Annotated in this window: 21 protein-coding genes; 13 read left to right on the top strand and 8 right to left on the bottom strand. The window is 72.1% G+C overall.

The features are described 5' to 3' along the window. Window positions 1-358: 358 nt before the first annotated feature. Together ABZ215_RS23255 and ABZ215_RS23250 are read right to left on the bottom strand one after the other, a co-directional pair. Window positions 359-1,783 carry an ATP-binding protein gene (locus ABZ215_RS23255; RefSeq protein WP_354951508.1) on the bottom strand — a complete coding sequence of 475 codons (1,425 nt, stop codon included), beginning with the start codon at window positions 1,781-1,783 and terminating at the stop codon, window positions 359-361. Then, window positions 1,780-3,438: an FAD-dependent oxidoreductase gene (locus ABZ215_RS23250; RefSeq protein WP_020423343.1), complete on the bottom strand. Its 1,659-nt coding sequence runs from the start codon at window positions 3,436-3,438 to the stop codon at window positions 1,780-1,782. Before ABZ215_RS23250 ends, ABZ215_RS23255 begins: the two co-directional genes overlap by 4 nt. 144 nt (window positions 3,439-3,582) lie before the next feature. Between ABZ215_RS23250 and ABZ215_RS23245 the strand changes: the two genes are divergently transcribed. Further along, window positions 3,583-4,518 carry a TauD/TfdA family dioxygenase gene (locus ABZ215_RS23245; protein ID WP_354951505.1) on the top strand — a complete coding sequence of 312 codons (936 nt, stop codon included), beginning with the start codon at window positions 3,583-3,585 and terminating at the stop codon, window positions 4,516-4,518. Window positions 4,519-4,534: 16 nt separating this feature from the next. Beyond that, a complete protein-coding gene (locus tag ABZ215_RS23240) occupies window positions 4,535-4,969 on the top strand; it encodes a limonene-1,2-epoxide hydrolase family protein (RefSeq protein ID WP_354951503.1) in 435 nt (144 codons plus the stop codon). Here ABZ215_RS23240 and ABZ215_RS23235 read toward each other — a convergent pair. The 5 genes from ABZ215_RS23235 to ABZ215_RS23215 are packed head-to-tail and all read right to left on the bottom strand — an operon-like array spanning window position 4,864 to window position 7,446. Then, entirely contained in the window at window positions 4,864-5,622 is a 759-nt protein-coding gene (locus ABZ215_RS23235) for a cytochrome c oxidase assembly protein (RefSeq protein WP_354951501.1), read from the bottom strand. The genes ABZ215_RS23240 and ABZ215_RS23235 overlap by 106 nt on opposite strands. Further along, entirely contained in the window at window positions 5,615-6,064 is a 450-nt protein-coding gene (locus ABZ215_RS23230; protein WP_020423347.1) for a DUF2243 domain-containing protein, read from the bottom strand. Before ABZ215_RS23230 ends, ABZ215_RS23235 begins: the two co-directional genes overlap by 8 nt. 43 nt (window positions 6,065-6,107) lie before the next feature. After that, window positions 6,108-6,449: a thioredoxin gene (gene trxA, locus ABZ215_RS23225; protein ID WP_020423348.1), complete on the bottom strand. Its 342-nt coding sequence runs from the start codon at window positions 6,447-6,449 to the stop codon at window positions 6,108-6,110. After that, on the bottom strand, window positions 6,446-6,844 hold the full coding sequence (locus ABZ215_RS23220) for a MerR family transcriptional regulator (protein WP_020423349.1): 399 nt from the start codon (window positions 6,842-6,844) through the stop codon (window positions 6,446-6,448). Before ABZ215_RS23220 ends, trxA begins: the two co-directional genes overlap by 4 nt. A 29-nt stretch (window positions 6,845-6,873) precedes the next feature. Continuing rightward, a complete protein-coding gene (locus ABZ215_RS23215) occupies window positions 6,874-7,446 on the bottom strand; it encodes a DinB family protein (protein WP_020423350.1) in 573 nt (190 codons plus the stop codon). Window positions 7,447-7,498: 52 nt separating this feature from the next. On the opposite strand from ABZ215_RS23215, the gene dinB reads away from it, so the two are divergent. The 10 genes from dinB (at window position 7,499) to ABZ215_RS23165 (ending at window position 19,145) form a co-directional block, all read left to right on the top strand. Next, window positions 7,499-8,695: a DNA polymerase IV gene (dinB, locus tag ABZ215_RS23210; RefSeq protein WP_354951498.1), complete on the top strand. Its 1,197-nt coding sequence runs from the start codon at window positions 7,499-7,501 to the stop codon at window positions 8,693-8,695. A 641-nt stretch (window positions 8,696-9,336) separates the two neighbouring features. After that, window positions 9,337-10,845 (top strand): glycosyltransferase family 39 protein, encoded by a 1,509-nt coding sequence (locus ABZ215_RS23205; protein WP_354951496.1) that lies wholly within the window; start codon window positions 9,337-9,339, stop codon window positions 10,843-10,845. A gap of 91 nt (window positions 10,846-10,936) precedes the next feature. Next, window positions 10,937-11,719, top strand: a complete 783-nt coding sequence (locus ABZ215_RS23200; RefSeq protein ID WP_354951494.1) for a polysaccharide deacetylase family protein — start codon at window positions 10,937-10,939, stop codon at window positions 11,717-11,719. A gap of 84 nt (window positions 11,720-11,803) precedes the next feature. After that, a complete protein-coding gene (locus ABZ215_RS23195) occupies window positions 11,804-12,748 on the top strand; it encodes an ABC transporter substrate-binding protein (RefSeq protein WP_354951492.1) in 945 nt (314 codons plus the stop codon). After that, window positions 12,735-13,646: an amino acid ABC transporter permease gene (locus ABZ215_RS23190; RefSeq protein ID WP_354710648.1), complete on the top strand. Its 912-nt coding sequence runs from the start codon at window positions 12,735-12,737 to the stop codon at window positions 13,644-13,646. The genes ABZ215_RS23195 and ABZ215_RS23190 overlap by 14 nt, the downstream gene beginning before the upstream one ends. Window position 13,647: 1 nt before the next feature. Next, window positions 13,648-14,412: an amino acid ABC transporter ATP-binding protein gene (locus tag ABZ215_RS23185; RefSeq protein WP_020422558.1), complete on the top strand. Its 765-nt coding sequence runs from the start codon at window positions 13,648-13,650 to the stop codon at window positions 14,410-14,412. After that, complete coding sequence (locus ABZ215_RS23180) at window positions 14,412-16,127, top strand: aminotransferase class V-fold PLP-dependent enzyme (protein ID WP_020422559.1); 1,716 nt, start codon at window positions 14,412-14,414, stop codon at window positions 16,125-16,127. The genes ABZ215_RS23185 and ABZ215_RS23180 overlap by 1 nt, the downstream gene beginning before the upstream one ends. 36 nt (window positions 16,128-16,163) lie before the next feature. Next, window positions 16,164-16,841: a GAF and ANTAR domain-containing protein gene (locus tag ABZ215_RS23175; protein ID WP_354951490.1), complete on the top strand. Its 678-nt coding sequence runs from the start codon at window positions 16,164-16,166 to the stop codon at window positions 16,839-16,841. A gap of 55 nt (window positions 16,842-16,896) precedes the next feature. Beyond that, a complete protein-coding gene (locus ABZ215_RS23170; RefSeq protein ID WP_020422561.1) occupies window positions 16,897-17,097 on the top strand; it encodes a DUF3072 domain-containing protein in 201 nt (66 codons plus the stop codon). A 218-nt stretch (window positions 17,098-17,315) separates the two neighbouring features. Continuing rightward, a complete protein-coding gene (locus ABZ215_RS23165) occupies window positions 17,316-19,145 on the top strand; it encodes a LamG-like jellyroll fold domain-containing protein (protein WP_354951488.1) in 1,830 nt (609 codons plus the stop codon). A 34-nt stretch (window positions 19,146-19,179) separates the two neighbouring features. Here the strand turns inward: ABZ215_RS23165 and ABZ215_RS23160 are convergent, their stop codons facing one another. Further along, window positions 19,180-19,926 (bottom strand): SDR family oxidoreductase, encoded by a 747-nt coding sequence (locus ABZ215_RS23160; RefSeq protein ID WP_020422563.1) that lies wholly within the window; start codon window positions 19,924-19,926, stop codon window positions 19,180-19,182. Window positions 19,927-20,032: 106 nt separating this feature from the next. Between ABZ215_RS23160 and ABZ215_RS23155 the strand changes: the two genes are divergently transcribed. Next, window positions 20,033-21,268, top strand: coding sequence for a PucR family transcriptional regulator (locus ABZ215_RS23155; RefSeq protein WP_020422564.1), 1,236 nt, complete (start codon window positions 20,033-20,035; stop codon window positions 21,266-21,268). Window positions 21,269-21,278 lie beyond the last annotated feature (10 nt).

Raw genomic sequence — 21,278 nt, 5'->3', positions numbered from 1 at the left:
GGAACGACCGCTGCCACCCGTTCACCTGGACCAAGACCGCCGACGAAATCCTGCCCCACGCCAGCCGTCAACGAACCTCGGACGCACGACACTAGCCGCGGCCAGTGGAAAGCGGCACCGGAGACACGGGCCGATCGGGCCCCGGGAGCACGACAGGGCACATGCGCTGGCCACCCCGGTTCGCTTGCGCGATCGAAGTCGGGCAGGCGCGTCAGTGGTGCCGCCCGCGCGGCACCCTCCCGTTCAGCGTCAGTGGTGCCGCCCGCGCGGCACCCTCCCGTTCAGATGTGGTGGCCGATGGGCCGACCTGTCCCCGGACGGGGTGCCGCTCCGCCGCTGAGGGCGGAGCGGCACCCCGTCACTCGGAGGCTTGTTCCGTCGTCGGGAGGTAGACGCGGAAACGGGTGTCGCCGGGTTCGGACTCGACTCGCAGGTCTCCTCGGTGGCGGTCCACCACGATGCGCCACGAGATGTCCAGCCCGAGGCCCGTGCCCTCCCCCACCGGCTTCGTCGTGAAGAACGGCTCGAAGATCCGCTGCTTGGTCTCCGCCGAGATGCCGGGGCCGGTGTCGCTGATCTCGACCACCACCCGGTCGCCGTCGCGGCTGGTGCGCAGCGTCAGCGTGCCCGTGCCCTCCATGGCGCTGACCGCGTTGTCGATGATGTTCGTCCACACCTGGTTCAGCTCGCCCGCGTACGCGGGCACCGTCGGCAGCGACCGGTCGTACTCCTTGACGACCTTGACCCCGGTGCCGATCTTGCCCGCCAGCATCACCAGCGTCGAATCCAGGCCGTCGTGCACGTCGATCCACTGGTGCGGCGCCCGGTCCATCTGCGAGTACTGCTTCGCCGCCCCGACCAGCGCCGAAATCCGCGTCGTCGAGTCCTCGATCTCCCCCATCAGCATCTCGGTCTCCAGCGCGTACGCCAGCCACCGCAGTGCGCCGTCCAGCAGGCCGTCGCCGACGGACTCCAGGACGTGGTCGAGGCTCTCGGCGGACAGGCCGGCCGCGACGAAGATCGGGGCCAGGTCCCAGCCCTGCTCGATGTCGCGCTCCTCGAGCCAGTCGCCGATCTCGTCCTCGCGGTCGGCCTGCTGCATCGCCGTCAGCGGCGGCGCGTCGGCCACCTGCTTGACCAGCCGCTCCTGCACGTCGAGCAACAGCTCCAGCAGATCGGGCTCGATGTCCCGCTTCGCCAGTATCGCCAGCTTGTGCCGCATCCCGGCGACCCGCTCGCGCAGCGCCGCGGTGGCGCGCACCGCGGCGGCCGCCGGGTTGTTCAGCTCGTGGGTCAGCCCCGCCGACATCTCGCCGAGCGCGAGCAGCCGCCGCCGCTGCCCGATCAGCGCGTCGGTGTTGCGCCAGCCCAGGTACGAACCCTCCAGCAGGTGCGTGGCCATCGGGAACCAGCTGCGGAACTGGTCGGCGAACTCCTTGGCGGGCAACGTCAGGAACATCAGGTCGGTGACCGCGTACACCGAGGCGCCGTAGCGCTGCTGCTGTTGCCCGTAGAAGAACTGCGTGGCCCCGCAGTAGGCGCCGCGCTGGTCGGAGCGGACGGTCTCCACCTCGCTGCCGCCCACCAGCCGCGTCATCCGCAGCGCGCCGGACAGCAGCACGTAGAAGCACGTCGCCGGATCGCCCTCGTTGATGATCGCGGTGTCCGCGGCGTACTGCTCGAGCTTGGCGTGGTCGAGGATCCAGTCGAGCTGGGCGTCCGACAGATCGGTGAACAGGAACAACTCCCGCAGGAACTCGCGGGTCAGCTGCGGCTCGCTCATCGTGCCTCCAGGTAGCGGTGCACGAGCGAGACGGCCATCGCGCCCTCGCCGACGGCCGAGGCGACGCGCTTGACCGACTGCGAGCGGACGTCCCCGGCCACGAACACACCCGGGATGGACGACTCCAGGTGGTGCGGGTCCCGGTCGGGGGTCCACCCCGGTGGTCGTTTGCCGTCGACCATCAGGTCGGCGCCCGTGCACACGAAACCGTGCTCGTCGCGCAGCACGTCGTCACCCAGCCACTCGGTGCGCGGCGCCGCGCCGATGAACACGAACAGGTGCCCGGTCTGCACCGTCTCGGTGATGCCCTGCTCCTCGTCGCACAGGGTCAGCTCTTCGAGGTGGTCGGTGCCGTGCGCGCGCACCACCGTGGTGCGGGTGCGGACGTGGATGTTGCCGATCGCCTCGATCTGCTCGATGAGGTAGTGCGACATGGACGCCTGCAGCGACGGCCCGCGCACCAGGATCGAGACTTCCTTGGCGTAGCGGGAGAAGAACACCGCCGCCTGCCCGGCGGAGTTGGCGCCGCCGACGATGTAGACGTGCTCGCCCTCGCACTCGGGCGCCTCGGTGGCGGCCGAGCCGTAGAACACGCCGCGGCCGGTCAGTTCGGCCACGCCCTCGGCCTCCAGCGCCCGGTAGGACACGCCGGTGGCGAGGACGACGGCGTGCGCCGCGATCTCGCTGCCGTCGCCGAACCGCACCACCCGCGCCGAGCCGCGGGCCTCCAGGCCGGTCACGTCCCGCGCGGTCAGCACCTCCGCGCCGAACTTCTGGGCCTGGCGGCGGGCCCGGTCGGTCAGCTGCGCCCCGGACACCCCGTCCGGGAAGCCGAGGTAGTTCTCGATCCGGGAGCTCTGCCCGGCCTGTCCGCCGGTGGCCCGGCGCTCGACCAGGACCGTGCGCAGCCCTTCGGAGGCGCCGTAGACGGCCGCGCCGAGCCCGGCGGGACCGCCGCCGATCACGACCAGGTCGTAGAACTCCGAAGCCGGTCGGGTCGACAGCCCGACGGCGTCGGCGATCTGCTCGCCGTCCGGCTTGCGCAGCACCGTCCCGTCGGGGGTGATCAGCACCGGGATGTCCGCCGAGACGCAGCCGGCGGCTTCGAGCAGGCGGCAGGCCTCCGGCTCCTCGACGGAGTACCACCGGTACGGCACCGAGTTGCGGGCCAGGAAGTCCCGCACCTTGTACGACGGCGAGGACCAGCGGTGCCCGATCACCTTCGTCTCCTCGACCGGCCGGTCCCCGGCCGCGCGCCACGCGTCGACGAGCGCGTCGACCACCGGGTACAGCTTCTCCTCCGGCGGGTCCCACGGCTTGAGGAGGTAGTGGTCGACGTCGACGACGTTGATCGCCTGGATCGCCGCGTCGGTGTCGGCGTACGCGGTCAGCAGGGCGCGCCGGGCGTACGGGAACAGGTCCATCGCCTGCTCCAGGAAGGTGATGCCGTCCATCTGCGGCATGCGGTAGTCGGCGAGGATGGCCGCGACGGCGTCGCCGCGCAGCTTGATCTCGCGCAGGGCTTCGAGCGCGTCCGCCCCGGAGGCGGCGCGCACGACGCGGTAGTCCTGGCCGTAACGACGGCGGAGGTCACGGGCGACCGACCGGGACACGGCCGGGTCGTCGTCGACGGTCATGAGGATGGGCAGGCTCACGACGCAAACCCTACGGCCTGGCAGCGTTCCAGGGTCAGAACTTTCCCGCACGAGGAGACCACATACTGGACGCACCTTGCCGCCCGCGGCCCTTCGCGGTGATCATCGGAACCCGTCCACGACCGCTGCGGGAGGTCCGCGAAAATGTCCGTCGAGCTGCCCGAACGCGTCCGCGCCCTGCGCTCCGCCGAGGTTCCGCCGGACGGCATTCTGGAGGGGCCGCGGCACCTCTCGCGACTTCACGAAGATGCACAGTCGCGCGAGTACGAGATGTTCACCTCGCGCCCGCTGGGACGCGTGATCGGCGCCGAGATCACCGGCGTGGACCTCAGCAGGCCCCTCACCCCGCGGCTGCGCGACGAGCTGAACCGCGCGCTGCTGGAGTGGAAGGTGCTGTTCTTCCGCGACCAGCGCATCACCCCGGAGCAGCAGCGGGCGTTCGCGCGCAACTGGGGCCCGCTGGAGACCAACCCGTTCCTGCCTGCCGGGGACTCCGACGAGGTCACCCGGTTCGCACGCGGCGCGGGGATGCCGGGTTTCGAGAACATCTGGCACGCCGACACGACCTGGCGCCCGGAGCCGGCGCTCGGCTCGGTCCTGCGACTGGTCGAGGTGCCGCCGCTGGGCGGGGACACCCTGTGGGCCGACATGGCCGCGGCCTACGACAACCTGCCCGCCGATGTCCGCGACCAAATCGACGGCCTGCGCGCGGTGCACGACTTCGTGCCCGGCTTCGCCCGCTTCGCCGACCACGACCTGCTGGCCCGCTGGCAGGACCGCTTCCCGCCGGTCGAGCACCCGGTCGTGCGCGTGCACCCGGAGACCGGCCGGAAGACGCTGTTCGTCAACCAGGCCTTCACCACGCACATCGTCGGCATGGACCGCGCGGAGAGCGACCGCCTGCTGCGGCTGCTGTTCGCGCAGGCGCACGTGCCGGAGTACCAGGTGCGGTTCTCGTGGCGCCCGGACACGGTCGCGTTCTGGGACAACCGCGCGACGCAGCACTACGCGGTCAACGACTACCACCCGCACGCGCGGATCGCGGAGCGCGTCGCGATCGCCGGTGATCGTCCGTTCTGACCGTTAGCCTGGGGCCATGGCGGACCCGAAGAGCACGGTCACCTCGTTCCTGACGGCCCTCGAACGCGACGACGTCGAAGGGGCGCTGACCTTCGCCGCCCCGGAGATGGTGTACCAGAACGTCCCGCTGCCCCCGGCGCGTGGCGTCGCGGCCGTGGAGAAGCAGCTGCGCCTGCTCAGCCGCTACCGCATCGGCTTCGAGGCGCGCGTGCACCACATCGCCGCCGACGGCCCGATCGTGCTGACCGAGCGGACCGACGTGCTGCGCGTGGGGTCGTGGGACACGCGGTTCTGGGTGTGCGGCACGTTCGAGGTGCGCGACGGCCGGATCGTGCTGTGGCGGGACTACTTCGACTGGGCGACCGTGCTCGCCTCGAGCGTGCGCGGCGCCGGGAGGGCCACCGTCACCGGGGTGTCGACGCTGGTCGCCCGCGCGCGCCTGCGGGACTGACGCCGGTACCACTGCAGGCAGATCACCAGCGCGAGCGCGATTTCGACGGCGTCCCCGCCGTAGTACAGGACCTGCGCCCCGGCGTGGAAGCCGTCCGCGTACAGGGTCTTGGCGAGGATGCCGTGCGCCGCGCCGGCCAGCACGAGCGTCGCGCCGCGCAACACCAGGCCGTGGCGGTGGCGCACCGGCTCCACCTGGCAGATCGCGGCGGTGAACAGCAGTCCCGCGGCGAACACGTGCGCCTGCACCCACGGCTGGTGCGCCTGCGCGATCAGCGGTGTCCGGTACAGCAGCCACAGCCCGCCGACGTCGAGCACCGCCGCGACCGGCGGGAACACCAGCACCGCGACCGGCCACGAGCGCAGCACCCGCACCAGCGCGCGGCGGCCACGCCAGGCCCGCGACGCGAGCGTGACCGGCCTGCCCAGCACCAGCAGCAGCGGGCCGGCCATGCCGACCACGAGGTGCTGCGCCATGTGGGCGGTGAACGTGTGCGCCGGGAACGACAGCGTCACGACGACCGCGAGCGCGCCCGCCGTGAACGAGATGGTGCGCCACCGCGGCCACGGGCGCCGCGCCGCGCACAGGTAACCCACCAGCGCGATGGCCACCGCCAGTGCGATCGGCCAGGTGCCGGTGGCGTGGTCAGGCACGCTGGCGCTCCCGCGCCAGCAGCACCACGCCCGCGGCCAGCAACAGCACCGCGATCACGTTCCACGCCCAGTCGTAGGGCACGAGGTCGACGTGGTAGCGGATCTGGTGCAGGGTCAGCAGCTTGTGCTGGATCGTCCCGTCGTAGAGCTGGAACGCGCCTGCCCCGGTGAGGATCCCGCCCAGCAGCGCGCGGCCGGACAGCGCCGCGCGCCGCCGCAGGTCGGCCACCAGCACCAGGCCGAGCACGGTGGCGAACCAGCCGAACGCGTGGAACAGCCCGTCGGACACCAGCCCGGCGTCCGAAGTGGACTTGTCGTAGAAGTGGTGCCAGTGCAGCAACTGGTGGAACACCGTCTCGTCGACGAACGCCGCGATCCCGACGCCGATCGCGGCGCCCGCCCAGGCCGAACGCGCCCGGGCCGGACGCTCCCGTGCCGCCATACCGTCGCACCTCCGAGGTAGCGGCTACCCTGAGGTGCGCGGGTTATGCGTTCAGTGCCGCGTCGAGTTCGGCGAGCAACCGGGCCTTCGGCCGGGCGCCCACCCACTGCGCCACCCGCTCGCCGTCACGGAACAGCACCAGCGTGGGCAGCGACATCACCTGCAGGTCGCGCGCGGTGCGCGGGTTCTCGTCGGAGTTGATCTTGCGGATGGTCAGCTCACCCGCGCGCTCGGCGGCGATCTCGGCGAGCACCGGCGCGATCATGTGGCACGGCGGGCACCACTGCGCCCAGAAGTCGACCAGCACGGGCCCGTCGTGGCGCAGCACCTCCGCCTCGAAGGTCTCGTCGGTCACGGCGAGCACGGCGCCGGTGGTGGTGGTCATCGGGACTCCTCGAAGGACGTGGTGACCCGGCACGGGCCGGGCTCTCGGTCGAGCGCTTCGGTGAGCTTGGCGCGCAGGTCGTCGCGCACGGCCTGCAGCCGGTCCAGGCAGGCCTCGACCTCGGCGAGCTTGCGCTCGTACACCTCGATCGAGTCGGCGCACGAGTCCCCGGTCTCGTGGCCTGCCCGCAGGCACTCCACGAACGGGCGAGTGTCGTCGAGGCTGAACCCGACCGCCTGGAGCGTCTGGATCTCGCGGACGAGCCGGAAGTCGTCCTCGCCGTACTCGCGGTAGCCGTTGGCCGCGCGCCGCGCGGACAGCAGCCCCTGTGACTCGTAGAACCGCAGCGCGCGCGTGGTCGTCCCGGCCCGCTGCGCCAGCTCCCCGATTCGCATGTGATCGAGCGTAAAGGTTGCCGCTGACGTCAAGGCAAGGATTCGCGCGCGACTCGTTCCAGGCGCTCCCGGTAGTCCGCCCACCACTGCGCGTCGGCGTCCGGCAGGTTGCCGGTGTCGCGGCGCATCCCGGCGGCGCCGTCGACGAGTTCGCGGACGATGTCCGCGTGCCCGGCGTGGCGGGAGGTCTCGGCGATCATGTGCACGAGGACCCGGTGCAGCGTGACCGGCTCCCGGCCGGGGATGTGCCCGACGGCGTCCAGCGCGAGCGCGCGGATCGTGGCGTCGGCGTGCGCCCAGGCCTGGCGGTAGAGCGCGACGATCTCGGCGGTGGACTCGTCCGCGCGCGCCCACATGTCGGCGTTGGGTTCGTCGTCGGCGAGCCAGGGCAGCTCGCGGCCGAACGGGCGTCCGAAGGTGGCCCCGAAGTACCCGAGCTCGCAGCCGATCAGGTGCTTGACCAGGCCGAGCAGGTTGGTGCCTGTCGGCGTCATCGGGCGGCGCAGGTCGTACTCGGAGAGGCCGTCGAGCTTCCAGAGCATCACCTCGCGCGCCTGCTGGAGGTACCGGTGCAGATCGTCCTTCGGATCGTTCTCGGTCATGCGGACAGCCTCCCACCGGAGACCGGAAAATGTCGGTGGCGGGTGCGAACATGTGTTCGTGACGAACGAGGGCCCGATCCTGCACGCCGACCTGGACGCGTTCTACGCGTCGGTCGAGCAGCGTGACGACCCGTCGCTGCGCGGGCAGCCGGTGATCGTCGGGGGCGGGGTGGTGCTGGCGGCGAGTTACGAGGCCAAGGCGCGCGGGGTGCGCACGGCGATGGGGTGCGCGCAGGCGCTGCGGCTGTGCCCGGCGGCGGTGGTGGTGCCGCCGCGGATGGCGGCCTACAGCGCGGCCAGCAAGGCGGTGTTCGCGGTGTTCGAGGACACCACGCCGCTGGTGGAAGGGCTCTCGATCGACGAGGCGTTCCTCGACGTCGGCGGGCTGGCCAGGATTTCCGGCTCACCCAGCCGGATCGCGGCCGATCTGCGCCGGGCCGTGGCGGAGCGGGTCGGGCTGCCGATCACGGTCGGGGTGGCGCGCACGAAGTTCCTCGCGAAGGTCGCCAGCGGGGTGGCGAAGCCGGACGGGCTGCTGGTCGTGCCGCACGACCGCGAGCTGGAGTTCCTGCACCCGCTGCCGGTCGAGCGGTTGTGGGGCGTGGGGAAGGTGACGGCGGAGAAGCTGCACGCGCGCGGCATCCGGACGGTGGGTCAGGTCGCCGAGCGGGGTGAGGCGGAACTGGTGGCGCTGCTCGGGCGGGCCGGCGGGCGGCACCTGTACGCGCTGGCGCACAACCGGGACCCGCGCCCGGTGGTCGTCGGACGGCGGCGGCGGTCGATCGGGGCGCAGCGGGCGCTGGGGCGGCGGGCGCGGTCGCCGGACGAGCTGGACGAGATCCTGGCCGCGCTGACGGACCGGCTGGCGCGGCGGTTGCGGGCCGCGCACCGGGTGTGCCGGACGGTGGTGCTGCGGATGCGGTTCGCCGACTACACCCGCGCGACGCGGTCGCAGACGGTGCCGCACCCTACGGCGCACACCGAGGACGTCCTGGCCACCGCGCGGGGTCTGCTGGCCGCGGCGATGCCGATGATCCGCGAGCGGGGGATCACCCTGATCGGCCTCGCACTGTCCAACCTGGACAACGACACGCCGCTGCAACTGGAGCTGCCCTTCGGCGAACACCAGCCCGACGCGCTCGACGCCGCGCTCGACCAGGTCCGCGACCGCTACGGGTCCAAGGCGGTGACCCGGGCGATGCTCCTCGGCCGCGACGACGGCCCGACGGTGCCCCTGCTGCCGGACTAGTGACCGTCCGATCACGACACGTGGCCGGATGTTGGCGGTGGGGCGGAGGGGCATGGCCGGGCGGTGGCGATGGAGCGAAGGCACACGCCCGGAGGCTGGTGGCGGAGGGGCATAGCCGGGCGGTGGCGATGGAGCGAAGGCACACGCCCGGAGGCTGGTGGCGGAGGGGCATAGCCGGGGAGTGCGGCGGAGCGGCAGGTGCGACCGTTTGGAGCCTTGCGCGGCCCCGGATGGGGGGCCACGGTGGGGGCTTGCGGGCGGGTGCCCGCCGGGGGCGGGGAGTGCGGCATGACCGAGGCAGCGAGCGGGTTCGGCAGAGTGGTGGGAGCGCTCCCGGTACGGCGGGCTCTTCTAAGCGGAGGGGTGGACCTGCCGGGCGACTTGCCTGTGATGGGCCGAATTCTGGTGCGGCCACTGCCGATGGTCCCCTCCGGCGGCGGCCCGCCGCGCACTCCTCCTGACTGGGGCGGCGCCGCGGCGCAGCCGTCCCGCACCCCCACACACCCGCTCGGCACCGACGCACAGCGGCGCCGCGGCGCGGTGCGGCCAGCCCGCAGCCACCCGGCGTCCACTCCCCTGGCACCTGCGGCCGGGGGCGGCACCGCCGCGCGCCCACCCCACGCACCCACGCGGGTCGCGCGATGACGGGCACCGCGGCGCGGGCCGCCGCTCCGGCCATCCATCCGCTTCCCCAGTTCGCCGCCGGGCCGGTCGGCGTCGTGCTCGCGCTGCAGGCTCTCGTGCTCAGTCTCTTGTCCGGGCGGTACGGGTTCCACCGCGACGAGCTGTACTTCCTCGCCGCGGGGAAGCGGCTCGACTGGGGATATGTCGACCAGCCGCCGGTCACCCCGCTGCTCGCCAGGGCCGGCACCGCCATGTTCGGCGACAGCCCGGCCGGTGTCCGCGCGCTGGCTACCGTCGCCGCACTCGCCACAGTCCTCCTCGTCGCGCTCGTCGCCCGGGAACTGGGTGGCGGGCGCAGTGCCCAGACCCTCGCCGCGGGCGCGGCGGCGCTCTCCTCGTTCGTGCTCGTCGTGGGCCACATGCTCGGCACCGCGACCTTCGACCTGCTGGTGTGGGTGGCGACCGGGCTGCTGGCGCTACGACTGCTGCGCACCGGCGACGGCCGGTGGTGGCTCGCGATCGGCGCGGTCGCCGGCGTGGGCCTGGCCAACAAGTGGCTGGTCCTGCTGCTCCTCTCCGCGCTCGGCATCGCCGTGCTCGTCACCGGGCCGCGGCACGTCTTCCGGAGCGTGTGGCTCCCCGCGGGCGTCCTCGTCGCCGCCGCGCTCGCCGCTCCGGTCGTGTGGTGGCAGGCCACCCACGGCTGGCCGTTGCTCACCGTCGCGGGCGGCATCAGCGAGGACGACGGCGCCGAGAACCGCATCCTGTTCGTCCCGCTCCAGCTGGTCTACCTGTCGCCGGTGCTGGTGCCGGTGTGGATCGCCGGCATGGTGCGGCTCTGGCGCGACCCGCGGCTCCGCTGGGCCCGCGCGCTCGTCGTGGCCTACTTCGTGGTGTGCGTGGAACTGCTCGTCCTCGGCGGCAAGCCGTACTACTCGATCCCGCTGCTGGTGCTGCTGATGGCCGCGGGCGCCGAACCCACCGTGCGCTGGCTCGCCCGCGGACGCCGCGCGGCCCGGCGGGCCCTCGCCGGCGCCCTCGTGCTGCTCGGGGCCGCGATGTCGCTCGTCGTGGCGCTGCCGGTGCTGCCGCCGGACGGGCTGAACCCGGTGCTGGCGATGAACAAGGAACAGGGCGAGCAGGTCGGCTGGCCGGAGTTCACCGCGACGGTCGCCGGGGTCTGGCGGCAGCTCCCGGAGCCGCAGCGGGCCACGGCGGTGATCCTGACGCGCAACTACGGCCAGGCCGGCGCCATCGAGCGCTACGGCCCGGACCACGGGCTGCCGCGGCCCTACTCCGGCCACATGTCCTACGCCGACTGGGGCCCACCGCCGGACAGCCACACCGGGCCGGTCGTCCTGGTCGGCGCGACCACCATGGCGGGCGTCGACGACTGCCGCGTCGCCGCGGAACATGACAACGGGCTCGGCCTCGACAACGACGAGCAAGGCACCGTCGTCACGGTCTGCGGCGTGCTGACCCGGCCGTGGTCGGAACTGTGGCCGCAACTACGCCACTTCTACTGATCCGCCTTTTCGGACACGCCCGGAATTCCCCCGATCGAGGCACTTTTCACTCTATTGTGCGCGGGCGACGCCGCGATTCGTGGAGGTGCCCATGCGTTATCAGGTGCTGCGCCCGCCGTACTGCTACCGCTGGGCCGTCCTGATCTCCGTGGTGCTCGTGACGATCTCGCTGATCATTTCGCTGTCCTGGTCCGGCGCCGAAGGCACCCCCGCCGCGCCCCGGCCCGAAGCCGGGCAGCCGGTCCGCGCCACCGCCACCCCACCGCCCGCGCCCGGCGCCCCCGTCCGCACCACCGCCAGACCCGGCCGGTTCGTCGCGCTGACCTTCGACGACGGCCCCGATCCCGCCTACACACCGCAGATCCTCGACCTCCTCGCCCACCATGGCGCGGTCGCCACCTTCTGCATGGTCGGCACCCAGGTGCGCCGCCATCCCGAACTCGTGGAACTGGTCGTGCGCCGCGGAATGCGCCTGTGTGATCACACGGTCAGCCACGACGAAGAACTCGCGAAACGCAACGAGGCGCGCATTTCCGCGGACATCACCGGAGCGCTCGCGGATCTGCGTCTCGCGGCCGACGGCGACGTTCCGGTTCCCTATTTCCGCGCACCCGGCGGCAACTGGTCGGAAACGATCACCGCGATCGCTTCCCGCGAAGGGATGACGTCATTGGGCTGGTCGGTCGATTCCCGGGATTGGACGCTCCCGGGGACGCCCGCGATCGTGGCGACGGTGCGGCAGGCCGTGCACCCCGGCGCGGTGATCCTGCTCCACGACGGCGGCGGACAGCGGCGGCAGACCGTCGCGGCCCTCGCCGAACTGCTCCCCTGGCTCGTCTCGCAGGGCTACCAGTTCGACTTCCCGGCGACCTGACCAACGGATTTCAACTCACAGTTGACGTCTTCAACACGCAGTTGTAGCGTCCCTGCTCATCGTTCGATCGGGTGAGGAGATGCGATGTCTGCGAGGTCACGGGTGACGCGCTGGGGCGCGGTGGTCGTCGGCTGCCTGCTGCTCACGGCAGCCTGCGGTGGCGGTTCCGACGGCGCCGGGAGCGCCCCCGCCACCGGATCGGACGTGCCCGACACCGCGGCGATCCTGCAGGGCGTCACGAAGGACGCGCAGCTGGCGGCGGGCCTGCCGGCTCCGGTCACGCAGGCGGGCAAGCTCAACATCGGCTCGAACATGCAGTCCGCGCCGAACAACTTCTACTCCGCCGACGGCAAGACGCCGGTCGGGTTCGAGGTGGACATCGCCAAGGCCGTCGCGGCCAAGCTGGGCCTGACCGTCCAGCACACCGACATGCCGTTCGGCTCGCTGATCACCAGCCTGCAGTCCGGCAGGCTCGACCTGACCATGGCCGGGATGAACGACACCCAGGCCCGCCAGCAGCAGATCGACTTCGTGGACTACTTCACCTCCGGCATCACGATCATGGTCCGCAAGGGCAACCCGGACGGCATCACCGGCCCGGACTCGCTGTGCGGCAAGACCGTCGCGGTCGTGCAGGGCACCAGCCACCAGACCTTCGCCGCCGAGCAGAGCGCCAAGTGCGTCCAGGCAGGCAAGCCGGAGGTCACCACCACCGCCACCGACAGTGACTCGCAGAACCAGAACCAGCTGCGCACCGGCCGCGTCGCCGCCATCCTCAACGACCTGCCGACCGCCGCCTACGTCAGCAAGAACGCGGGCGGCGGCCAGTTCTTCGAAGTCGTGCCGGGCGAGCCGATCAACGGCGGGCCGTACGGCATCGGCGTCAACAAGGCCAACCCGCAGCTGCGCGACGCCGTCGCCGGCGCGCTGACCGCGCTCGTCGACGACGGCACGTACGGCCGGATCCTCGACGCGTGGGGGGTCAAGCAGGGCGCGATCACGAAGGTGACCGTCAATGCCGGAAGCTGACCTGACCACCCGGGCGCCGCAGGCCGAACTGCCCATCGTGCGCCTGCGGCACTGGGGCCGCTGGATCTCGGCGGTGGTCATCGTCGCCCTGCTCGCCGGGCTCGGTGTGGTGCTGGCGCAGGCGCAGATCCAGTACGACACGGTGCCGGAGTTCCTGTGGTACCACGTGATGCTGGTGGGCCTCGTCAACACCGTCCTGCTCGCGGTGATCGCGCAGGCGGTGGCGATCGTCATCGGCGTGGTGATCGCGTTGATGCGCCGGTCGGCCAACCCGGTCGCGCGCGTCGTCGCCGCGGTCTACATCTGGCTGTTCCGCGGGCTGCCGGTGCTGCTGCAGATCCTGATCTGGTTCAACCTGGCGCTGGTGTTCGAGTTCGTCTCGATCCCGCTGCCGTTCGGCGGCGGATACCTGGTGCACGAGCCGACGAACGTCATCGTCAGCGCGTTCGTCGCCGCGCTGCTCGGCCTCGCGCTCAACGAAAGCGCCTACATGGCCGAGATCGTGCGCGCCGGGCTGAACAGCGTCGACCGCGGGCAGACCGAGGCGGCGAAGTCGATCGGCATGACCCCGGCCATGACGCTGCGGCGGATCGTGCTGCCGCAGGCGATGCGGGTGATCATCCCGCCGACCGGCAACGACTTCATCAACATGCTCAAGGGCACCTCGATGGCGTCGGTGATCGGCGTGACCGAGCTGATCCACGCCGCCAACAACATCTCGTCCAACAACCTGCTGGTCATGGAGACGCTGCTGGCGGCCGCGATCTGGTACATGGTCGTGGTCACCGTCGCCAGCGTCGGCCAGCACTACCTGGAACGCGCGTTCGCCGGAGACCAGCGGTCCGCGCGGCCGTGGTCGCGCGTCGGCCGCGCCCTGACCACGCTGCGGAGGGCCTGACATGACCGAACCCCTGCTGCGCGCGGTCGGCGTGCGCAAGCACTTCGCGGGCACGGAGGTGCTGCGCGGGATCGACCTGTCCGTCCACAAGGGACAGGTGGTGTGCCTGCTCGGCCCGTCCGGCGCGGGCAAGAGCACGTTCCTGCGCTGCGTCAACCACCTGGAGACCATCGACGGCGGCCAGGTGTGGGTGGACGGCGAGCCCGTCGGGTTCCGGCTGCGCGGCGGGAAGCTGCACGAGCTGCGCGAGCGCGACGTCGCCCGGCAGCGGCGGGACATCGGCATGGTGTTCCAGCGGTTCAACCTGTTCGCGCACCGCACCGTGCTGCAGAACGTCACCGAGGGCCCGGTCCGGGTGCGTGGCGTGTCCCCCGCCGAAGCCCGCCGCACCGCGCTGGAGCTACTGGACCGGGTCGGCCTCGCGCACCGCGCCGACGCCCACCCCGACCAGCTCTCCGGCGGCCAGCAGCAGCGGGTCGCGATCGCGCGGGCGCTGGCAATGAAACCGAAGCTGATGCTGTTCGACGAGCCGACCTCGGCGCTGGACCCGGAACTGGTCGGCGAGGTCCTGGAGGTGATGACCTCGCTCGCGGCCGAAGGGATGACAATGGTCGTCGTGACACACGAAATGGGGTTCGCGCGGGAGGTGGCCGACGAGGTCGTCTTCATGGCCGACGGCGCGGTCGTGGAGACCGGGCCGCCCGCGCAGGTCCTCGGCGCGCCGGAGCACGAGCGCACCCGTCAGTTCCTGGCGCGCATCCTCTGATGGCCAGGATCTCGCCAAGCTACCTGCTCCAGTTCGACGAGCCCGCCGGTTACCTGGACTTCGCCCGCTACGGCCCGCCCTCGCACGCCGTCGTGGACACCACCGCGCGACTGCTGGACTCCTCGGCCAAGGCCGGGCCGTCCACAGTGGACGACCTGATGCGGCAGGAGATCCGCGCGAAGGCGGCCGTGGCGCGGTTGTGCGGCACCGACACCGACCACGTCGTCCTGTTGCCCAACACCAGCCAGGGCCTGTTCCAGGCCGCGTTCAACGCCCCGGCGGGCGAGGTTCTGGTGTCGGCCGCGGAGTTCCCGGCCAACACCTACCCATGGGCGCGCGCCGAGGAGGTCGGGCGGATCACGCTGCGGCGAATGCGCTGCCGTCACGTGACCCCGGAGGTGGTCGCGAAGGAGCTGGGCCCGGACACGGCGGTGGTGTCGGTCAGCGCCGTCGACTTCCGCACCGGCTACCGCGCGGACCTCGCCGCGCTGCGGGAAACCGTGGGCGACCGGCTGCTCGTGGTCGACGGCATCCAGGGCTTCGGAGTGGTCGAGGCACCGTGGGACGCGGCGGACGTGCTGGTCGTCGGCGGACAGAAGTGGCTGCGCGCGGGCTGGGGCACCGGGTTCGCGGTGCTGTCGGACCGGGCGCTGGAGCGGATGCGGCCGGTGCTGTCGGGCTGGACCGGCGCGCACGACGCCGGCCTGTTCGACGACGAGATCCACCCGCCCGCGGAGTTCGCGGCGTCGTGGTCGGTGAGCAACCTGAGCCCGGTGACGTCGGGCGCGTTCGCCGCGGCGCTGGAACTGGTCGAGGAGGCCGGGGTCGCGGCGATCGAGTCGCGCATCGGCGAGCGGGTGGGCGAGCTGGAGGAGATGCTGCGCTCGCTCGGCGCGGAGATCGTGTCGGCGACCGACCGGCGCGCCGGGATCCTCGCGTTCAGCCTGCCCGGGCACCCGGCGGAGCGGGTCGGGGCGGTGCTGGCCGCGGAGGGCATCGCGGCGACCGTGCGCACCGAGCACGTGCGGCTGTCCCCGCACGCGTCCACACCGGTGTCGGCCGTCGAAGCCGTCCGCACCGCGCTGGAGCACCTGTCCCGCCCGCTGCGTGCCAGCCGGGTGCCGTCCGCGGCCGCCACCGATTCGGTGCTGTCCGCACTGGTCCCGGCGGTGAGCGGGCTGGCCGCGATGCTCGGTCCCGGCAACGAGGTCGTGCTGCACGACCTGTCCAAGCTGCCCGACTCGATCGTCGCCATCGCGGGCGGGATCACCGGCCGCGAACCCGGCGGACCGATGACGGACCTGCTGCTCGGGCTGGTCCGCCGCGGCACCACGCACGACCTGACCAACTACGAGACCCACGGCCCGGACGGCAGGCCGATCCGCTCGTCGACGATCTTCCTGCGCGATCCGGACGGCGTGGCGATCGGCTGCCTGTGCGTGAACAGCGAGGTCACGCAGGGGCCGGCGAGCGAGGTGCGGTCGGAGAGCTTCCCGCCCGACGTGGACAGCCTGCAGCGGTTCCTGGTCGACCGGGCGGTCGCCCAGGCCGGGATCCCGGTGGGGCTGATGAAGAAGAAGCACAAGGCCGCGGTGGTGCGGGAGCTGGACGAGGCCGGGTTCTTCCTGATCAAGGACGCGGTGGACTTCCTCGCCGGTGAGCTGGAGGTCACCCGCTACACCATCTACAACTACCTGAACGAAATCCGCGGTTGAGTGGACGGCCGGGCGACCGGCGGGGACGCTGGGGGGATGACCACGCAGGATCTCGCCGGCGTCTTCGCCGCGGTCGCCCGGCGGCTGGAGCCGGAACCGGACCTGGACCGCACCGTGTCCAGGCTGGTCGAAGCCGCGATCGCGACGGTTCCGGGCGCGGAGGACGCGGGCGTCTCGCTGCTCGAGCGGGACCAGGTGCGCTCGATCGGGCCGACCAGCGAGCGGGTGGCCAAGCTCGACCAGGTCCAGCACGAGCTGTGCCAGGGGCCGTGCACGGACGCCGCGTTCGAGGGCGACCTGTACCGCAGCGGCGACCTCAAACGCGACGACCGGTGGCCCGCGTTCACCGTGGCGGCCACCGAGCTGGGCGTGGTCTCGATGCTGGCGGTGCGGCTCTACACCGAGCGGACGGTGCTCGGGGCGCTGAACATGTACTCCGGGCAGCCGGAAGCGTTCGACGCCGCGTCGGAGACGGTGGCGGAGGTGTTCGCCGCGCACGCGGCCGTCGCCCTCTCCGGGGCGCGCAAGCAGGCCCAGCTTGTGACCGCGCTGGACACGCGGGACACCATCGGCATGGCGAAGGGCATCCTGATCGAACGCCACCACGTCGACGGTGAGCGGGCGTTCGGCATGCTCGTCGAGGCCTCCCAGCACGCGAACGTCAAGCTGCGGGACGTGGCGGCGTGGCTGATCCAGGAGGCGTCGGGGGCATAAGCCGGGCCCGCCCGGGGTAAGCCGGTTTCGAACACACCGGCGAACGGAGGCAGGGGTGACCGGACCGCAGAACCCGGAGAAGGACCCGCAGGAGTGGACCACGGGCGAGGAGCAGATGACCGGCCCGCAGCGCTCGTACCTGCAGACACTGGCCCGCGAGGCCGGTGAGGAGCTGCCGGAGGACCTGACCAAGGCCGAGGCGTCGCAGCTCATCGACCGGCTGCAGGAGAAGACCGGCCGCGGCACGGACAACTGAGCGGGACCGGCGCCCGGGGGCACGCGGAACCGAAAAACGCGGGCCTTTCGCACGCGTGAGCGTGGGACCTCGCGGGCAGGTGGCGCGAGCCTTCCGGGCAATTGCCCGCCCGGGCGCGGGAAGGTTCACCGCGCGGGTGGGGATCGTTCCACGAGGGGACATCGGGACGTCAGACGTGATCACCAGGCTGGGCGCGACTTTTCAGCCCAGGAGGCGGTATGTCCGACAGATCCCCATCCCCCGGTCTCGCTCGCCGGACCCTGCTGCAGGCCGCGGTGGGCACCCCCGTCGCGGCGGCGGCCGTGCTCGGCGCGCAGCCCGCTCAGGCCGCGGAGGCCGCGGGCGGCCCGGCCGACGCCGAGAGCCCGCGGTTCACCCTCGCGGTGGTGCCCGACACCCAGTACCTCTTCGACGAGGGCGGCTCGGACCCGGAGCCGGTCCGCGCGACCTTCCGCCACGTCATCGACCGGCGCCGGGAGGACGGCATCGTCTTCCTCGCGCACCTCGGCGACGTGACCGAGCACGGCACGACGACCGAGATGCGCCTCGCCGACGACGTCTTCCGCACGATCGACGGCCGCATGCCCTACAGCGTCCTCGGCGGCAACCACGACGTCTCCGGCGACGACCAGCGCGGCGACACGCCCTACCTGCGCACGTTCGGCCCGCGGCGCTTCACCCGCTCCGCCACCTACCGGGGTTCCTCGCCCGACGGGTACAACAGCTTCCACATCTTCCGCGCCGCCGGGCGGCAGTGGCTGCTGCTCGCGCTGGACTGGCGCGTCTCGGACGCGGGCATCGCCTGGACGAAGAGCGTTCTCGACGCGAACCGGGGCCTGCCGACGATCCTCACCACCCACGACCTCGTCTACCCCACCGACGGCGGCGGCGCGCACCTGTCCGACCACGGGCAGCGGCTGTGGGACCAGGTCATCCGCCGCTACGACCAGATCTTCCTGGCGATGGGCGGGCACTACTGGCCCACCGGCCGCACGACGCTGACCAACGACCACGGCAACCCCGTGGACCTGCACATCACCAACTACCAGGACCGCTACTACGGCGGCGCGGGCATGCTGCGGTACTACGCCTTCGACCTGGCCCGCGGCGTGATCGACGTCAGCACCTTCTCCCCCTGGCTGCAGGCGCGGCGCGACCCGACCGCACTCGAAGCCGAGACCCACGAGCTGACCGGCGACACCGACCGGTTCACCGTCGAGGTCGACTTCGACCGCCGGTTCCCGCCCGCGCCGTTGCCCGCCCGGCCCGCCGCGAAGGTCGTCATCCCCGGCACGGTCGCGTACTGGCGCTTCGACCGCGAAGGGCTCACCGGCGCGGACGGCAGCCCGGTCGCGGCCGGCGCCGTGGCGCGGGACCTGTCCGGCAACGGCAACGACCTCACCGTCACCCGCCTGCACGACGGGCCCGCCGACGTGCTCACCTTCTCCGGCGACCACCACCGCGCCGCGCCAGGGCACGGGAGCCTGCGCTTCGACGGCGGGCAGAACCCGGACCGCGGCGCGGTGCTGCGGACCAGCGCGAGCGCGCCGCTGGCCCGCGCGCGGTTCGAGAACGGCTACACCATCGAGACGTTCATCAAGCTGCCCGACCCGTTCGTCGGCGACCACGCGTTCATGGGCATCCTGAGCTGGGAGGGCCGCAGCGGCGACGCGGGCAAGACCAGCGGGTGGTCGCAGGACGAGCCGACCTGCAGCCTCAACCTGTCCGGAGAGCGCTTTCTGCAGTTCGTGGTGTACCCGGTCGACCGGGACGCCGACCCGACGTCGTGGAGCCACGCGCTGCCGGTGGGCCGGTGGACGCACGTCGCGGTGGTCAACGACGGGCGCCGCACGGTGACCTACGTCGACGGCTCCCGCATCGCGCGCAACGCCGCCGAGGACTCCAAGGGCATCACCACGCTGGGCAAGCCGTTCGCGATCGGCGGGACGCAGTTCGCCGAGAAGTACGGCCAGGGCTACTACGGCTGGCTGGGTGACACGCGCATCGTGTCGCGCGCGCTGCGGCCGGACCAGTTCCTGACGCGCTGAGAAACGGCCGGGATCCGCTCCGGGTCCCGGCCACTCAGGACAGCTTCGCGACCCAGCCCAGCGGCAGGTGCCGCATGGCGAAGCGCAGCGGGGCCCACGGCCAGGCCGGCGTGTACGCCTCGGCCCGTTCCCGCTCGATCGCCTTCACCATGGACGCCACGCCGGGCTTGGTGTCGACCAGCAGCGGCGTCTTGCGCACCCGCGCGTTCATCTCGGACCGGATGTAGCCGGGGAAGATCGTCGTGACCCGGATACCGGTGCCGAGCGTGTCGGCGCGGATGCCCTCGGCCAGCGCGGCCACCCCGGCCTTGCTCGCTGCGTAGGTGGTGAGGTTGCGTGGCAACCCGCGCATCGCGCTCATCGACGAGATCACCACCAGGTGCCCGGACCCCTGCTCGCGGAAGATCTCCATCGCGGCCTCGCACTGGGCGAGCGCGGCGACGAAGTTCACCTCCGCGGTCTGCCGGTTCGCGGCGAAGTACCCGGTGCCCAGCGGCTGCCCCTTGCCGAGCCCGGCGTTGACCACGATCCGGTCCAGCCCGCCCAGTTCGTCGCGCAGTTCGCGGAACACCCGGAACACCGCGTCGTGGTCGGTGACGTCCAGACCGCGAACCGCTACTGTGACACCGGGATGCGCCGACGTCACTTCCCCGCGCAGGGCTTCGAGCCGCTCGACCCGCCGGGCGCACAGGGCGAGATCCCGGCCGAGCGCCCCGAACTGCCGCGCCATCTCCTCGCCGAGGCCGGCGCTGGCGCCGGTGATCAGAATCCGCTTTCGCACGGGGGAAAACCTATCCGCCGCCGGACTTCGTCGCAGCGTGACAAATATCGTGCCGCGCGGACCGAATGACGTTCGGCTCCTTCCGCTTGCCGTGATCGGCCGTAACATGAACGACTGCCCGACGTCACGAAGGGGGTCGTTCGTCCTGGTAGAGAACCGGAACGCGGAGCTGCTCGCCTCCGGGCCGCGCTGGGTCGCCGTCGAACTGCGCCCGCACGCCGGGCGGATCGCGGCCGCGATCATGCAGGAGGTCCGGCGGTCGGTGCCGGCCTACGCGCGTCCGCTCACCGGGACGTTCGGCCGGGCGTTCACCGAGGGCGTCGAGCAGGCGGTCCGGCACGTCATCGAGAGCATCGGCAACCCGGCGATCAAGCACCACGACTGGATCGAACTGTTCCGCGAGCAGGGCAGGCGGGAGTTCGCCGACGGCCGCAGCCTCGACGCCCTGCAGGCCGCGGCCCGCATCGGCGCGCGTGTGGCGTGGCAGTACGTCGCGCCGGTGCTGCGCAAGGCGGGCGCGTCGCCGCAGGTGCTGGCGCACGCGGCGGAAATCATCTTCGCCTACGTGGAGGACCTGTCGGCCATCGCGCTGGACGGGTTCCACGAGGCGCAGTCCAGTTCCGGCGGCACCATCGAGCGGCGGCGGCGGCAGTTGCTGGAGCTGATCCTGTCCGGCCGCCCGGCTGGGCCGGAAACGCTGGCGAACATGTCGAAGGGCGCGGGCTGGGCGCTGCCGGACAAGGCCGCGATCGTCGCGCTGGAACGCGCCGAGGGCACCGCCGACTTCCCCGTCGAGCTGCTGGACGACGAGGTGCTGGTGGATCTGGAGAGCACGCAGCCGTGCCTGCTGACGACCCGGCCGAAGCGGCACCTGTTCCCGCTGACCGGGCGCTGGAACGGCTGGCGCGCGGCGGTTTCGCCGACGGTCCCGCTCGCCGACGCGCCTGCCGCGCACCGCACCGCCCGGCGCGCGCTCGCGCTGCTGCCCGCGTGCTCGGCCGACGACCCGATCACCTGGTGCGTCGACCGGCTGTCCGCGTTGTGGTTGCTCGGCGAGGACTTCCTCGCCGCCGAGGTGGCGCGGCAGGCGTTGCGGCCGCTGGACGAACTGGGCGGCAAGCAACGCGACCGTCTCGGCGAGACACTGCTCGCGTGGCTGGAAACCCGTGGCGGCGCACCGGAAATCGCCAAGCGGCTGCAGGTGCACCCGCAGACCGTGCGGGCGCGGCTGCACCAGTTGCGGGAGCTGTTCGGCGACCGGCTGGACGACAGCGAAGACCGGTTCAGCATGCACCTGGCGTTGCGCGCGCAACGGCTCGCCGCGCGGGGTGAGCCGTCGTGAGCGTGCGGAT

The sequence above is a fragment of the Amycolatopsis sp. NPDC006131 genome, assembly GCF_040614175.1.
Taxonomy (GTDB): Bacteria; Actinomycetota; Actinomycetes; order Mycobacteriales; family Pseudonocardiaceae; genus Amycolatopsis_E; species Amycolatopsis_E tucumanensis.
The sequence above is the reverse complement of the archived record's forward strand: the minus strand, read 5'-3'. Positions and strand labels throughout refer to the sequence as shown.

Bases quoted from the DNA above. Each gene is read 5' to 3' on its own strand.
- ABZ215_RS23215 (WP_020423350.1), bottom strand. From the start codon at position 7,446: ATGACCGAGAACGATCCGAAGGACGATCTGCACCGGTACCTCCAGCAG.
- ABZ215_RS23185 (WP_020422558.1), top strand. From the start codon at position 13,648: ATGACCGAACCCCTGCTGCGCGCGGTCGGCGTGCGCAAGCACTTCGCG.
- ABZ215_RS23255 (WP_354951508.1), bottom strand. From the start codon at position 1,783: ATGAGCGAGCCGCAGCTGACCCGCGAGTTCCTGCGGGAGTTGTTCCTG.
- ABZ215_RS23190 (WP_354710648.1), top strand. From the start codon at position 12,735: ATGCCGGAAGCTGACCTGACCACCCGGGCGCCGCAGGCCGAACTGCCC.
- ABZ215_RS23240 (WP_354951503.1), top strand. From the start codon at position 4,535: ATGGCGGACCCGAAGAGCACGGTCACCTCGTTCCTGACGGCCCTCGAA.
- ABZ215_RS23180 (WP_020422559.1), top strand. From the start codon at position 14,412: ATGGCCAGGATCTCGCCAAGCTACCTGCTCCAGTTCGACGAGCCCGCC.
- ABZ215_RS23200 (WP_354951494.1), top strand. From the start codon at position 10,937: ATGCGTTATCAGGTGCTGCGCCCGCCGTACTGCTACCGCTGGGCCGTC.
- ABZ215_RS23195 (WP_354951492.1), top strand. From the start codon at position 11,804: ATGTCTGCGAGGTCACGGGTGACGCGCTGGGGCGCGGTGGTCGTCGGC.
- ABZ215_RS23220 (WP_020423349.1), bottom strand. From the start codon at position 6,844: ATGCGAATCGGGGAGCTGGCGCAGCGGGCCGGGACGACCACGCGCGCG.
- ABZ215_RS23165 (WP_354951488.1), top strand. From the start codon at position 17,316: ATGTCCGACAGATCCCCATCCCCCGGTCTCGCTCGCCGGACCCTGCTG.
- ABZ215_RS23245 (WP_354951505.1), top strand. From the start codon at position 3,583: ATGTCCGTCGAGCTGCCCGAACGCGTCCGCGCCCTGCGCTCCGCCGAG.
- trxA (WP_020423348.1), bottom strand. From the start codon at position 6,449: ATGACCACCACCACCGGCGCCGTGCTCGCCGTGACCGACGAGACCTTC.
- ABZ215_RS23175 (WP_354951490.1), top strand. From the start codon at position 16,164: ATGACCACGCAGGATCTCGCCGGCGTCTTCGCCGCGGTCGCCCGGCGG.
- ABZ215_RS23155 (WP_020422564.1), top strand. From the start codon at position 20,033: ATGAACGACTGCCCGACGTCACGAAGGGGGTCGTTCGTCCTGGTAGAG.
- ABZ215_RS23205 (WP_354951496.1), top strand. From the start codon at position 9,337: ATGACGGGCACCGCGGCGCGGGCCGCCGCTCCGGCCATCCATCCGCTT.
- ABZ215_RS23230 (WP_020423347.1), bottom strand. From the start codon at position 6,064: ATGGCGGCACGGGAGCGTCCGGCCCGGGCGCGTTCGGCCTGGGCGGGC.